The organism is Haloferula chungangensis (genome assembly GCF_042664875.1).
In the GTDB taxonomy this organism is placed as follows: domain Bacteria; phylum Verrucomicrobiota; class Verrucomicrobiia; order Verrucomicrobiales; family Akkermansiaceae; genus Haloferula; species Haloferula chungangensis.
Window position 1 is genome coordinate 540,379 of the sequence record NZ_JBHTBS010000002.1, and the last position, 11,359, is coordinate 551,737.

The 11,359-nt window shown below is 58.5% G+C and carries 14 protein-coding genes; 4 read left to right on the plus strand and 10 right to left on the minus strand.

The genetic code is table 11. From position 1 onward, the window contains the following. Positions 1-43: 43 nt before the first annotated feature. Genes ygfZ through ACFQY0_RS06170 form a run of 3 tightly spaced genes read right to left on the minus strand, consistent with a single transcriptional unit; the run spans position 44 to position 2,573 of the window. Positions 44-883 carry a CAF17-like 4Fe-4S cluster assembly/insertion protein YgfZ gene (gene ygfZ / locus ACFQY0_RS06160; protein ID WP_379710365.1) on the minus strand — a complete coding sequence of 280 codons (840 nt, stop codon included), beginning with the start codon at positions 881-883 and terminating at the stop codon, positions 44-46. Continuing rightward, positions 880-1,710, minus strand: coding sequence for an NAD(P)-dependent oxidoreductase (locus tag ACFQY0_RS06165; protein ID WP_379710367.1), 831 nt, complete (start codon positions 1,708-1,710; stop codon positions 880-882). The genes ygfZ and ACFQY0_RS06165 overlap by 4 nt, the downstream gene beginning before the upstream one ends. Next, entirely contained in the window at positions 1,707-2,573 is an 867-nt protein-coding gene (locus ACFQY0_RS06170) for a hypothetical protein (RefSeq protein WP_379710369.1), read from the minus strand. Before ACFQY0_RS06170 ends, ACFQY0_RS06165 begins: the two co-directional genes overlap by 4 nt. A 229-nt stretch (positions 2,574-2,802) precedes the next feature. Here ACFQY0_RS06170 and ACFQY0_RS06175 point away from each other — a divergent pair, with 229 nt between their 5' ends. The 4 genes from ACFQY0_RS06175 (at position 2,803) to ACFQY0_RS06190 (ending at position 5,613) form a co-directional block, all read left to right on the plus strand. Then, on the plus strand, positions 2,803-4,314 hold the full coding sequence (locus ACFQY0_RS06175; protein ID WP_379710371.1) for a cellulose synthase family protein: 1,512 nt from the start codon (positions 2,803-2,805) through the stop codon (positions 4,312-4,314). Positions 4,315-4,321: 7 nt separating this feature from the next. Beyond that, positions 4,322-4,942 carry a L,D-transpeptidase family protein gene (locus ACFQY0_RS06180; protein ID WP_379710373.1) on the plus strand — a complete coding sequence of 207 codons (621 nt, stop codon included), beginning with the start codon at positions 4,322-4,324 and terminating at the stop codon, positions 4,940-4,942. A gap of 107 nt (positions 4,943-5,049) precedes the next feature. Then, the gene (gene rpsT / locus ACFQY0_RS06185; protein ID WP_379710375.1) at positions 5,050-5,313 is read left to right on the plus strand and encodes a 30S ribosomal protein S20; all 264 of its coding nucleotides are present in this window, start codon (positions 5,050-5,052) and stop codon (positions 5,311-5,313) included. Between the two features lie 66 nt (positions 5,314-5,379). After that, the gene (locus ACFQY0_RS06190) at positions 5,380-5,613 is read left to right on the plus strand and encodes a hypothetical protein (RefSeq protein WP_379710378.1); all 234 of its coding nucleotides are present in this window, start codon (positions 5,380-5,382) and stop codon (positions 5,611-5,613) included. Here ACFQY0_RS06190 and ACFQY0_RS06195 read toward each other — a convergent pair. The 7 genes from ACFQY0_RS06195 to rpmI all read right to left on the minus strand — a co-directional run bounded on the left by ACFQY0_RS06195 (position 5,610) and on the right by rpmI (position 11,303). After that, positions 5,610-6,068: an RES family NAD+ phosphorylase gene (locus ACFQY0_RS06195; protein ID WP_379710381.1), complete on the minus strand. Its 459-nt coding sequence runs from the start codon at positions 6,066-6,068 to the stop codon at positions 5,610-5,612. The genes ACFQY0_RS06190 and ACFQY0_RS06195 overlap by 4 nt on opposite strands. A gap of 2 nt (positions 6,069-6,070) precedes the next feature. Beyond that, a complete protein-coding gene (parS, locus tag ACFQY0_RS06200) occupies positions 6,071-6,535 on the minus strand; it encodes a type II RES/Xre toxin-antitoxin system antitoxin (protein WP_379710384.1) in 465 nt (154 codons plus the stop codon). A gap of 44 nt (positions 6,536-6,579) precedes the next feature. After that, positions 6,580-8,955 carry a phenylalanine--tRNA ligase subunit beta gene (gene pheT / locus ACFQY0_RS06205; protein ID WP_379710386.1) on the minus strand — a complete coding sequence of 792 codons (2,376 nt, stop codon included), beginning with the start codon at positions 8,953-8,955 and terminating at the stop codon, positions 6,580-6,582. Between the two features lie 37 nt (positions 8,956-8,992). Beyond that, positions 8,993-9,388, minus strand: a complete 396-nt coding sequence (locus ACFQY0_RS06210; protein ID WP_379710388.1) for a four helix bundle protein — start codon at positions 9,386-9,388, stop codon at positions 8,993-8,995. Positions 9,389-9,419: 31 nt separating this feature from the next. Next, entirely contained in the window at positions 9,420-10,436 is a 1,017-nt protein-coding gene (pheS, locus tag ACFQY0_RS06215; protein WP_379710390.1) for a phenylalanine--tRNA ligase subunit alpha, read from the minus strand. Positions 10,437-10,569: 133 nt separating this feature from the next. Continuing rightward, positions 10,570-10,947 (minus strand): 50S ribosomal protein L20, encoded by a 378-nt coding sequence (gene rplT / locus ACFQY0_RS06220; protein WP_379710392.1) that lies wholly within the window; start codon positions 10,945-10,947, stop codon positions 10,570-10,572. A 146-nt stretch (positions 10,948-11,093) separates the two neighbouring features. Further along, positions 11,094-11,303 (minus strand): 50S ribosomal protein L35, encoded by a 210-nt coding sequence (rpmI, locus tag ACFQY0_RS06225; protein WP_379710395.1) that lies wholly within the window; start codon positions 11,301-11,303, stop codon positions 11,094-11,096. Between the last annotated feature and the right edge of the window lie 56 nt (positions 11,304-11,359).

Here is an 11,359-nt window from a genome sequence, read left to right on the forward strand (position 1 = left end):
GGCACGGTCTGACCGCTGCCCCTCTTTTTTTTGAGTCTCTTCTTCAGACCCAGCCGGAGAATGTGGCGAGCCCCGTCACATGGCCCGAGCTATCGGTCACCTGAAACTCACGCTGATCGAAGCCCTTCTTCTTGAGGTAACCGAGCGCGCCGATGCGGGAGTCGGCCGGGTTGGGGGGAGCGCAACTTGTTAGTTGACCGACCTCACCGGATTCGAGGGTGAGTGATGCTCCCGGGGCGGCGTTTCCTTCGATTTCGAAGGCGGCGAGTCTGCGATTGAGTTTGCCGGCGGACTTGAGGCGTGAAAGCACTTCCTGGCCGATGTAGCAGCCCTTGTGATAGGAAATGGAGGTCTTATCGAGGCCTGCTTCGGGCGGGAGGATTCCCGCTGTCAGCTCGTGCCCCCAACGTGGGATTCGCTGGCTGATGCGCAGGCGTTCGGCCTGGTTCTCATCAAGCGAGTCGATCTCGGGCGCGGTCGTCGCGTCCCACCAGCAATCGAAGCCATCGCCGAAGCATCCTTTTGAGTCTCTAACAAAGGTGGACGAAGTCATGGGCCGGGACGCGTGCTGCGTCACCCATTGCCCGCTCAGGTCTTCAATTTCGACGTCGTCGGCGATGAGGTAGCGTTCTAGGCGCTCGCGAAGGCCCTCGCTCTCGTCCATCGGGCAACTCACCCAGATCGATGAGTCATCCGGTCCGGCGAAGACCTTGATGAAATACTGAAGCCGACCTTTGGCATCGGTGACGCAGGCGGTGAGGGCTTGCGAGGACATTCGGGAGACGTCCTGAGTGATTTGACCGTTTAAAAAGCGGACGGCATCCGGACCTGAAAACGAAAGGATGCATGGACGTTGGGCTGGGAGGTTCAGGCTATCGCTCATGAATGGAGATACGGGGCGGCGAGGGATGAGTAATCTTGATCCGCAAATCCCGAGTCGCAGAGCTGCGCCATGCGGTCGGACACGGCCTGAATTGCCGGCGTGTCGAGGCCTTCGGCGAGATCAAGAACGTAGCGGCTGTCCTTGAGCATGTTGTGCAGCGAGAAGTGGGGTTCGAAATCGGCGCTCGCCATGGTGGGGAGCTTGAGGGCTGCGAGAGGGGATCCGCAGGCGTTTCCGGCGACGGCTGCCGTGAAGGTCTCGGCTTCAATGCCGTGACGCATTGCGGTTGCGAGCGCTTCGGACAGGGCCTGGACCGTGCAGGCCGAAACGAGATTGGTGACCAGCTTGATAATGGTGGCCCGTCCCAGGTCACCACAGGGAATGATGGCCTTACCGGTCTCCAGGAGGAGTGGCTTGAAGGATTCCACAAGCTCGGGCTCGCCTGCCACGTAGTACACGAGCTGAGCCTCAGCCGCAGCATCCCGGCTTCCCGTGAAAGGGGCGTCGAGAAAGTTCCAGCCGCGTTTCGCGCACTCGTCCGCCAACCAGCGAGTAGATGCCAGGTCCACGGTGGAGTGATTGATCAAGGTCACCTGACGGCTGATCGATCGGAAAAGTTGATTGGCGACGTCCCGGACAGCGGGGCCGTCCTTGAGATAGAGGGTGATGACTTCGGCCTCCGAGACAGCCTCCGTTAGATCCGAAACTTCGCCCTCGTTCCCCCGAGGAGTCCGATTCCAGCAACGAACCCGGTGGCTGGGATTCTTGCGGAGATTCGCAGCGGCGCGGGAGCCGATAATTCCTAATCCCAGGACTGCAATCTTCATGGCTTTGCACGCATCAGGGAGAGCTCAACGAGTTTGCTCGCTTGCTTGCGGATCTCCGCAACCTTTTCAGGTGTCGGTTCCTGACCTTCTTCGATCAGCATCTCGAGGCGCATGCCGGAGAGCACCGTTTGCATCTCGATGTAGTTCTCCCTTTCGGCGATACGAGGTTCGAGGGAGCCAATGATTGCCGAATAGTAATCGGCAATGTCCTCACGCATGATCTGGCGGGCGCGCTCGGGACTGAATTGTTTGTCGACGGCGCCGGAGGCGACCTCCAAGGCACGAATCCAGCCTCCGATTGAAATGAGGTGAGCCAGATCGGCATCGCGCAGGGTGACCAATTCAAGTTCGACGTCCTTCTGGGTGGCGGCGAGCTCCTTCTTCAGTTGCTCGACGTTTCCCTTCTTGGCGCTGTCCAGCAAGCTCGCGGCATGCCGAGTAACGCGGTCCCCGGCACCCAGGGCCTTGGCGTATCGAGTGAGCTGGCCGGCAAGTTCTTCCACTTTGCCGAGTTCCCCGACCTGCACGACGAGAAAGCCGTCCGCAATGAGAAATCCGAGTTCGACCGCAAGATCGGCGCGATCCAGAGGCATCCTTTCCGGGACCTCCCGGGGATAGTCGGCCAGGGGAAGGGGCGCCAGAGATTTGAGTGAATCGAAGATACGGGAGATTGAAGGGGCAGTAAATTCGTTGATTGCCAGTTCTTCACGCACATGTTCGTCCTCGAGGAGGTCCGCCGGGATCGATGGAGCTCCAGGCGTTTGAGCTGGCTGGGCTGGGGGTGCCTCGGACTGGTCCTCGGCAGCGGCAAGCGTCAGGGAGACGGTGAGCAGGCTGGTAAGCAGTTTTTTGACGGTGAGCACGGGGGGAATCTGGCACTTACTTGCCCCTAGGGCAATGGGAATGAGGGGCTTGTCGATGGATCTCGATCGGCTTAGGGCTTGACTGGAAAGATGATAAGTGGTCGCCTCCGGCCACCCGGATTGGCCTGTTCAGCCGATTTCATTGAACGATTCGGGGCTTCGCGCTGGGCTTCGCTCATCGCACTAGGGTTCGCCCATCTATCCGAACGTGTATCTCGCTTAAAAATTTATGGAACTCTGGACCTCGCCTCTTTGGTATGTCTCTTACATCCTCGTTCTGATCGGTCTGTCCGGCTACGGATTTCACCGACTGACGATCGTTTATTTGTATCTCAAGCACTCGCGCAAGATGCCGCAGCCTCTGAAGAAGTTCGAAGAGCTTCCCTTGGTGACGGTTCAGTTGCCGGTGTTCAATGAGCTCCATGTGGTTGATCGGCTTTTGGATTCCGTCGCGAAGCTCGACTACCCGAAGGACAAGCTTCAGATCCAGATGCTCGATGACTCGACGGATGAGACCACGGAAATTTGCCGTGCAGGGGTCGAGCGCTTGAAGGCTCAGGGATTCGACGCCGAATTGATCCACCGCACGGATCGCACGGGTTACAAAGCGGGAGCACTTGAGCATGGCACGGAGTTTGCAAAAGGGGAGTATCTCTTTATTCTGGATGCGGATTTCGTGCCAAATCCGGATGTTCTTCAGAGAACGATTCACTATTTTTCCGATGATAAGATCGGCATGATTCAGACCCGCTGGGGTCACTTGAACCGGACATTCAATGTCTTGACGCGGGTGCAGGCGATGTTCCTCGACGGTCACCTCGAACTTGAGCAAACCGCACGCAACCGCAGCGGCCGCTTTTTCACCTTCAACGGCACCGCCGGGATTTGGCGGAAATCCTGCATCGCGGATGCGGGCGGCTGGGAGCACGACACGCTGACCGAGGACATGGACCTCAGCTACCGCGCGCAGCTGAAAGGCTGGCGATTCATTTTCCTCAAGGAGGTGGAAACTCCTGCTGAGCTGCCGGTCGATATGGATGGCTTCAAGAGCCAGCAGCACCGCTGGACGAAGGGTTCAATCCAGGTCTGCAAGAAGGTCCTTCCTGCGATCTGGAAGAGCAAAGCTCCGCTGTATGTGAAAATGGAGGCAACCGCTCACCTGACCTCGAATTTCGCCTACCTGATGCTCATTTGCCTGTGTTTCCTGATCTATCCGAATCAGCACGCGGCACCTGATTTCGGTGGCTGGACCTACTACATCGTCAATGTGCCGATCTTCTTCTTTGCTTCGGTATCGGTCATTTTGTTCTACCTGACATCTCAGAAGGCGCTTCGTCCAAAGACCTGGTGGAAGGAAATTCCCTATCTTCCATTGCTGCTCGCATTGGGCATCGGCATGTCGATCAACAATGCCAAAGCCGTGCTCGAAGCGGTGTTCAACCACGAGACGGGCTTCGTCCGGACGCCGAAATACGGCATCGACCAAAAGCGCAAGAGCGACTGGAAAAAGAGCAGCTACAAGGCCATGAAAACCCTTACGCCGGTCGTCGAACTGCTCTTCGGTTTCTTCTTCCTCTTTGTGGTGGTCGAGGCCGCCCTGAATCATCGCTGGGCTTCCGCAATTCTTCTGCTTCCCTTCCCGGTCGGATTCTTTTACACTTCCGTATCATCCTTGTTGAGAATGCTTCCATCAGGAGGCTCCGCGGAGGATGCCATTGAACCACCCAACCAGGATTCCTGAAATCATCATGAAACATCGGCTGATCCGCTTGGCGCTCGCCGCTTTATTCATCATCCCCGCAGGGCTCAGTCTGAGTAGCTGCGGCACCAGCAAGGACGATCGCAATAAGATGCTCGTCAGTGTGCGGGATCAACGCATGCTTCTTGTTAGGGATGGAAAACCGGTGAAGGCGTACACCGTCTCGACCTCAAAGTTCGGTTTGGGGTCCCGCTCCGGCAGTAACCACACCCCGCTTGGGAAAATGGAAGTCGCCCGGAAGATTGGCGACGGATATCCGAAAGGAATGGTCTTCAAGAGCCGCCGGCCGACAGGGGAGATCCTGAAGCCGAATGCTCCTGGGCGCGACCCGATTGTGGGGCGGATTCTTTGGTTGAGCGGAAAGCAGCCTCATAACCGCAACACCTACGGGCGCTGTATCTACATCCACGGAACTCCCGAGGAATGGCGATTGGGGACTCCCGCATCCTACGGCTGCATTCGCATGAGCATGAAGGATGTGACGGATCTCTACGATCGGGTCGGAGAGGGCGCGGAAGTTCAGGTTTTCCGCGGGTCTCTGATGGAGACTTCGGCCGGAAGGGAGTATGCAAGACTCCACTCGCGCACCAATTACGTCAGTTTTCGCTAAAAAACCCGACGAACTCCGGTCAGAGAAGCTTGACAGACCCGAGTGAATCCCTAGATTTCCGCCCCCGCGCCACTGAAGGCGCGATTTTTCCCGATAATTTCCCAACCATGGCCAACCATAAGTCAGCCCTCAAGAGAGTCCGTCAGACCAAGGTCCGCACCGAGCGGAACCGTCAGCGCAAGACCACCATCAAGACGCTTCGTAAGGAAACTCTCGGCGCGGCGGCTGCCGGCGATGCCAAAGCTGCCAGCGAATCGCTTTCGAAGTTCTCATCGGCTGTGGACAAGGCTGCCAAAAAGGGCCTGATCCACAAGAGCAAGGCTGCCAACCTCAAGAGCAAGGCCGCCAAGGCGATTGCCAACGTGGGCTGAGCCGAGACTCGAAAATTTCAATCTTTCGAAGCGGCTCCGGATTCCGGTGCCGCTTCTTTTTTGCCCATGCCTGACAAGTCATCCAACGAATCGCGCAAAGCCACCGCAGCCCGGATCGCTTCCAATCCCTCGGGATACAAGGTCTGTGAAGGGTGCGACTCCATTGTCGGAGGGGCCACCATGCTCTGCCCGAACTGCCACAGCTTTCGTTTCGACGATGCGCCAGAGCGGGTGATCGAGCAGGCGAACATTCTGGGTTCGCGCGAGCAGACCTCGGTCACCAGCAGTGACTTGAGCTAAGCGTCTACAGACAACCGAAGATCGAGGCGAAACTCGCGTTCTTCGATCACCCGGATTTTTTCGAATCCGGCTGCGTCTGGGTTGAGCAGCAGGTTGTATTCCTCAGGAATCAAAACGGAAGGAACCCGCATGGCAACGGTTTGAGTGGACTTGAGCCATTCGAGACCGATGGACTGGGACGAGGTTCCCGCTGGATGAGCCGACCAGTCTGGGGGAAGGGCTGGAGTTTCTGAAGGGGTAGTCTCGCCGATTTCCAGAGTCAGAAGCCGGTAACTGAGGCGTCGGCTGTGTCCGGTAAGATGCACAAGCAACTCAAGCACGGCCAAGGCCCGACTTTCTGCGGCATAGACACAGCGCCAACCGGGAGGATTCCAGCGTCCGCCGTAGAGTCGGGCTCCTTCCCCTGATAGAGCCGAGGCCGCGTAGGCAGGCCGGACGATCCGATAGCAGCGCATGCTCAGGAAAAGACACCGTGTTCGAGGCGGCCGAGCAGATACTCAACTTCGCGGGCACCGATTTCCGTATCCGCAAAGGATAGCGGCGACTCCCCGGCAAAGGCGACGGCGGGTGTCTTGAGCCACTCCCGGGCGGCGTCTTCCTCCTCCAGCACTTCGGTGGCACGCCTGAGCAAGCGGGCAAAGCGGATGAGCTTTTCGCTTTCAGGGGACTCAAGATGGCCGGCCTTGCGGCGACGATGGAACGTGGCCCGGGAAATCCCCAGCAGCGGTGCCAATTCCTCGTCGGTGACTTTGAGCCACGCCGCGAGGGCTTCAAACTCCGCCATGGGCAAGCCTTTGCGAATGCGCCGAATGACGGCACTCGGATGATCCTCAACGACGGAATCCTCACGAATGCCCCCAGGCACTTCCCGACAACTCTCCCGCAGGTAGCTGACGTAGTTGACTGGCTCGTTGTATTTCATGTGAGACAAAATATAGTCTCACATGAATAGGTGCAAGTAGATTCCTATCGGAAGCTGATCCCCAGGCTCTTGCTGAGTTGGGCAAGAATTGCCTGATGGGCAGTGTCGACTTCTTCGGTCTTGAGGGTGCGTTCTCCGGAGCGGTAGCTGATCCGATAGGCAATCGACTTGCGGTCGGCCGAGAGTTTCTCGCCGCTGGGATCACGGAAGAGGTCAAAGCACTCAAATCCGGTAAGGAGAGGCTCCTTGATCTTCCCGAGGACCTTTTCGATCTCGGAATTGAGGAGTTCGCTTGGGGCTTCCATGGCCACGTCTCGAGTGGATCCCGGAAATTGCGGCAAGTCGGCGATATCGCGGGAGACGGCCGACAGCTTCCTCAATTTGCTGAGGTCGAGTTCGGCGACGTAGACCGGCTGGGTGGCATCGATCTGGCGCTGACGCGATGGCTTGAGCATCGCGAAGCTTCCGATGTTCTGCCCGTCCACCATGATGTCGCATCCCAGTGCAAAGCCCTCCTGCTCCTTGGGTTTGAACTGGAGGTCGCTGCATGGCGCGAGGGCTCCGACGATCGCCTTCAAGTCGTGGAGATCGGCGGGGCGGGCCTTGGCATCCCAACCTGCGGGATGGGCATGGCCGGAAAGAAGGATGCCGAGGGTTTCTGCTTCCAGGTCCTTGGCTTTGCCGCCACCTGCATTGCGGAAGACTCGGCCCATTTCGAACAGGCGCAGGGCGCTGGCACCCTGCCGGATGTTTCGCTCGGCGGAAGCGATCAGGCCGGGAGTCATGCTCGGTCTCAGGACGGCGTGATCTTCGCTGAGCGGAAGGCTGACACGGATCGTGTCGCCATCCATCAGACGCTTGAGCGGGAGGACATCGGCAAGCTGGGCATCGGAAATCAGCTTGATCGTCTGGCACTCGTGGAAACCGAGACCCGCGAGACGCTCGCGGAGCCGCATGTCGGCATCGTAGGCGTGATCGACGTCCGACGAGGGAACAAAGGTGCCTCGGAGCCGTGAGGGGATGGCGTCGAGACCTTTGACACGCACGATTTCCTCGACCAGGTCGATGTGGCGTTGGAGATCGGCACGGAAAGAGGGGACGTCCCAGGTGCTATCGGCGTTCTGACTGAGTCCGAGGCGCGTGAGGATCGAGGCGGCTTCGTCGTGGGAAATGCTCGAGCCGGTGAGTTGGTCGAGGCGGGCGAGGTCGAGAGCGACGGCTTGAGTGAGCACGGGGGCTTCACCGGCAGTCATGGTTTCGGCTTCGGCGCTTCCTCCTGCGATTTCCAATATCAGCTTCACGGCAAGTGCTGATGCCTTGGCGACACCTGCGGGATCGACTCCACGTTCGAAACGGTAGGACGAGTCCGACATCAATGCCGTGCGGCGTGAGGTGCGGCGGATCCGTGAGGGCGTGAAGTACGCCGACTCTAGTAGGATATCCGTGCTCGCTTCGGTGACGCCGCTGTCGGCTCCACCCATCACACCACCGAGGGCGAGAGCGGCGCCGGACTCATCGGAAATCACACAGTCATCGGCCGCGAGTTCGTAGGTGTCGTCATCAAGCGCGAGAAACGTTTCGCCGTCCTTGGCCGTGCGCACCACGATCGAGCCGGACACCTTGGCGGCATCGAAGGCGTGAAGTGGTTGGCCGGTTTCGTGGAGGACGAAGTTGGTGATATCGACAATGTTGTTGATCGGCCGAAGACCAATGGCTTCAAGGCGCTCCCTGAGCCAAGCAGGGCTTTCGGTGACCTTGACGCCGCTGATTTTGACGGCGGTGTAGAGCGGACACACATCGGAGGCTTCGATGCGAACTCCTTCGCTTTTGGCGGTGTTCCGTGCCGGAACTTCGAGGGGCTTGAGCGGCACTTCAAGCAGCGTCGCCATTTCGCGGGCCATGCCGTAGTGGCTGAGCAGGTCGGGACGGTTTGGCGTGACTTCGACTTCGAGCAGCACGTCGCTGTCGAAAAGATCCTTCACCGGTTTCCCGATCTCAAAGTCTTCGGGAAGGATGAGCAGGCCGTCAGCTTCGTCGGTGAGGCCGATCTCCGATGCGGCAGCGAGCATGCCTTTCGATTCCACGCCTCGCATCTTGGTCTCGCCGATCACGAAGCCACCAAGGTCCGCGCCAGGGAGGCAGCAGGGGACTTTGTCGCCGACCTTGTAGTTCTTGGCACCACAGACGATCTGGCGGAGCTGTCCTTCACCGGCATCGACCTGGGTCACCTTGAGTTTGTCCGCATTCGGGTGCTGGACGGCTTCCTTGATTTGGGCGACGACGATTTTATCCGAAGGAACTCCGGTGGTCTTGATGTCCTCGACTTCCACACCTGCGAAGGTGAGAAGCTTATCGAGCTCCTCAGGCGACTTGCCTTTGAGGTCGACGTGAGTGCTGAGCCAATTGAGCGAAACGTTCATAGAATGAGATGGTGGATGGGAGATGGAAGATGACGGATCAGATCCGTTCGGGGTCGTGATGTTCTTCGACGCCTCTAATGAAGAGGTAGAGGGATTTGGAAAGATGGGTAAGACGCTCGTGGAACGAATTGAATAGATCCTCGTCCTTTAGTGATTCTGTTTCGTGGAGTGTTTCGAGATGATCGATGGTTTCGAGAAGGGAGGCATAGGCGAAATCCAGAAATCGAATATAATCCGCCTTGTAGCGCCGCCGGCCAAAGCCTTCGACGATGTTCGACTTTACGGACTTTATGCTCCGCCGAATCTGACTGCCTTCTTCGTAGAGTTCCCACTTCGGGAGCTTGGTCAGCGACATTTGATGGATGTCAGCGACGAGCCCACGCGAGAGTTGCCAAACCCTCAGCTTCTTGTAGCCGAAATTTGAGTCATCCATAGCGCAAGCATCTAAAATCAACCATCTGCCATCAGCCGAACTGACGAAGGAAGCGGCTGTCGTTTTCGATAAGCAGGCGGATGTCACGGATGCCCCAGCGGATCATCGCAAGGCGGTCGAGACCCATGCCGAAGGCGAAGCCGGTGACTTGGTCAGGGCTGAATGCCTCGTCCTTGCGGGAGCCGTTGATTTGATCGAACACCGCGGGATCGACCATGCCGCAGCCGGCGACCTCGATCCATTTCGGAGCCTGACCTTTGGCGTGAAGCTTCACGTCGATCTCGAAGCTTGGCTCGGTGAAGGGGAAGAAATGCGGGCGGAAACGAACTTCGGTTTCGGGGCCAAAGAGTTCGTGGAGGAAATACTCAAGCGTTCCCTTGAGGTCGCCGAGAGAGACGTCGGTGTCGACGTAAAGACCTTCGAGCTGGTTGAAGACGGAAAGGTGGGTGGCATCGATCTCATCGCGACGGTAGGCCGAGCCGGGCGCGATGATGCGCACCGGCGGAGCCTGGCCTTCCATGGTGCGGACCTGGACGCTGGAGGTGTGGGTCCGGAGGAGTTTGCCAGAGTCGAAGTAGAAGGTGTCCTTTTCGTTGCGTGCCGGGTGATCTTCCGGAGTGTTGAGGGCATCGAAGCAGTGGAACTCGTCTTCGATTTCCGGTCCATCGGCGAGGGCGAAGCCCATGCGGCGGAGAATGCTGATTGCCTCGTGGCGGATGTGGGTCAGGGGATGGAGCGAGCCGTGATGGACGCTGCGGCCGGGGAGGGTGGGGTCGATGCCTTTCAGGGCTTCGGCATCCTGCGCGTCCTGGAGGGCGGTCTTCTTGCTGTCGAGAGCGGAAGTGATCGCCTGGCGGGCGGCATTGAGGAGCTGGCCGACGAGGGCCTTGTCTTCCTTGGGGACGTCGCGCATGCCAGCGGAGACTTTGGTGAGGGAACCTTGCTTGCCGAGGATGGCGACGCGGGCGTCTTCGATGGCGCGGGCGTCATTGGCGGCTTCGATCCGGGCGAGAGCCTCGGTCTGGATGGTTTCGATCTGGTCCTTCATGGGATGGCGGGGAGGGGATAGCGGGTGAGCTGCGGGAGGTCAATGGATAGGGCGCAATTGCGAGGGGGCGAAACGCAAAAACGCCGCCCGGTGCGAGACCGGACGGCGTTTGAGATTAAGTTGGCGAGCTCGCTTAAGCGGCTGCGTTCTTCTTCTGTTCGAGACCGGCTTTCGCTTGGGCGACGATGGCCGAGAAAGCGGCGGCATCGGTCACGGCGAGGTCGGCAAGGATCTTGCGGTCGGCTTCGATGCCCACTGCGTTGAGTCCTTCGATGAAGCGGGAGTAGGTCAGGCCTTCGTTGCGGGTCGCAGCGGAAATACGCTGGATCCAGAGACGACGGAATTGGCCTTTCCGCTTTTTGCGGTCACGGTATTCGTATTGGTGTGCCTTCCGGACGGCGTCCTTGGCGTAGCGGAAGAGTTTCGAGCGGAATCCGCGGAAACCCTTTGCACGAAGAAGGACACGCTTGCGTCTGGCACGTGAAGCCGGGCTGTTAGTTGCGCGTGGCATTGTTTCTTTATGGGGTCAGACAGGCCGTTGGTTATGTTCTTCCTTCCGTAGTCTCGCTTGTCTGGTTCGTGTCCGTGAGGACCAGGCTACGATGAAGGCCACCCGAGATGCGGGTGGAAGCGCGGTATGTCGCTACGATTCGTCGATTAGGCAAAAGGAAGGTTTTCCTTAACATTCTTGATGTCAGCATCGGAAACGAGCGCCACTCTTCCGAGATTGCGCTTACGCTTGCGGTTCTTGTTTTGCAACAAGTGACGCTTGCCTTGTTTCCGGCGCAGAACCTTCCCAGTACCTGTCACCTTGAATCGTTTGGCGACAGCCTTCCGGGTCTTTGCTTTTCCTGAGGTCCGAGCCATGGGGCGGCGAACCTAGGCACCGGAACCGGCTTGGCAAGGGAAAAGTGAGAGATTTG

Bases quoted from the DNA above. Each gene is read 5' to 3' on its own strand.
- ygfZ (WP_379710365.1), bottom strand. From the start codon at position 883: ATGAGCGATAGCCTGAACCTCCCAGCCCAACGTCCATGCATCCTTTCG.
- ACFQY0_RS06165 (WP_379710367.1), bottom strand. From the start codon at position 1,710: ATGAAGATTGCAGTCCTGGGATTAGGAATTATCGGCTCCCGCGCCGCT.
- ACFQY0_RS06175 (WP_379710371.1), top strand. From the start codon at position 2,803: ATGGAACTCTGGACCTCGCCTCTTTGGTATGTCTCTTACATCCTCGTT.
- ACFQY0_RS06180 (WP_379710373.1), top strand. From the start codon at position 4,322: ATGAAACATCGGCTGATCCGCTTGGCGCTCGCCGCTTTATTCATCATC.
- rpsT (WP_379710375.1), top strand. From the start codon at position 5,050: ATGGCCAACCATAAGTCAGCCCTCAAGAGAGTCCGTCAGACCAAGGTC.
- ACFQY0_RS06190 (WP_379710378.1), top strand. From the start codon at position 5,380: ATGCCTGACAAGTCATCCAACGAATCGCGCAAAGCCACCGCAGCCCGG.
- ACFQY0_RS06195 (WP_379710381.1), bottom strand. From the start codon at position 6,068: ATGCGCTGCTATCGGATCGTCCGGCCTGCCTACGCGGCCTCGGCTCTA.
- parS (WP_379710384.1), bottom strand. From the start codon at position 6,535: ATGAAATACAACGAGCCAGTCAACTACGTCAGCTACCTGCGGGAGAGT.
- pheT (WP_379710386.1), bottom strand. From the start codon at position 8,955: ATGAACGTTTCGCTCAATTGGCTCAGCACTCACGTCGACCTCAAAGGC.
- ACFQY0_RS06210 (WP_379710388.1), bottom strand. From the start codon at position 9,388: ATGGATGACTCAAATTTCGGCTACAAGAAGCTGAGGGTTTGGCAACTC.
- pheS (WP_379710390.1), bottom strand. From the start codon at position 10,436: ATGAAGGACCAGATCGAAACCATCCAGACCGAGGCTCTCGCCCGGATC.
- rplT (WP_379710392.1), bottom strand. From the start codon at position 10,947: ATGCCACGCGCAACTAACAGCCCGGCTTCACGTGCCAGACGCAAGCGT.
- rpmI (WP_379710395.1), bottom strand. From the start codon at position 11,303: ATGGCTCGGACCTCAGGAAAAGCAAAGACCCGGAAGGCTGTCGCCAAA.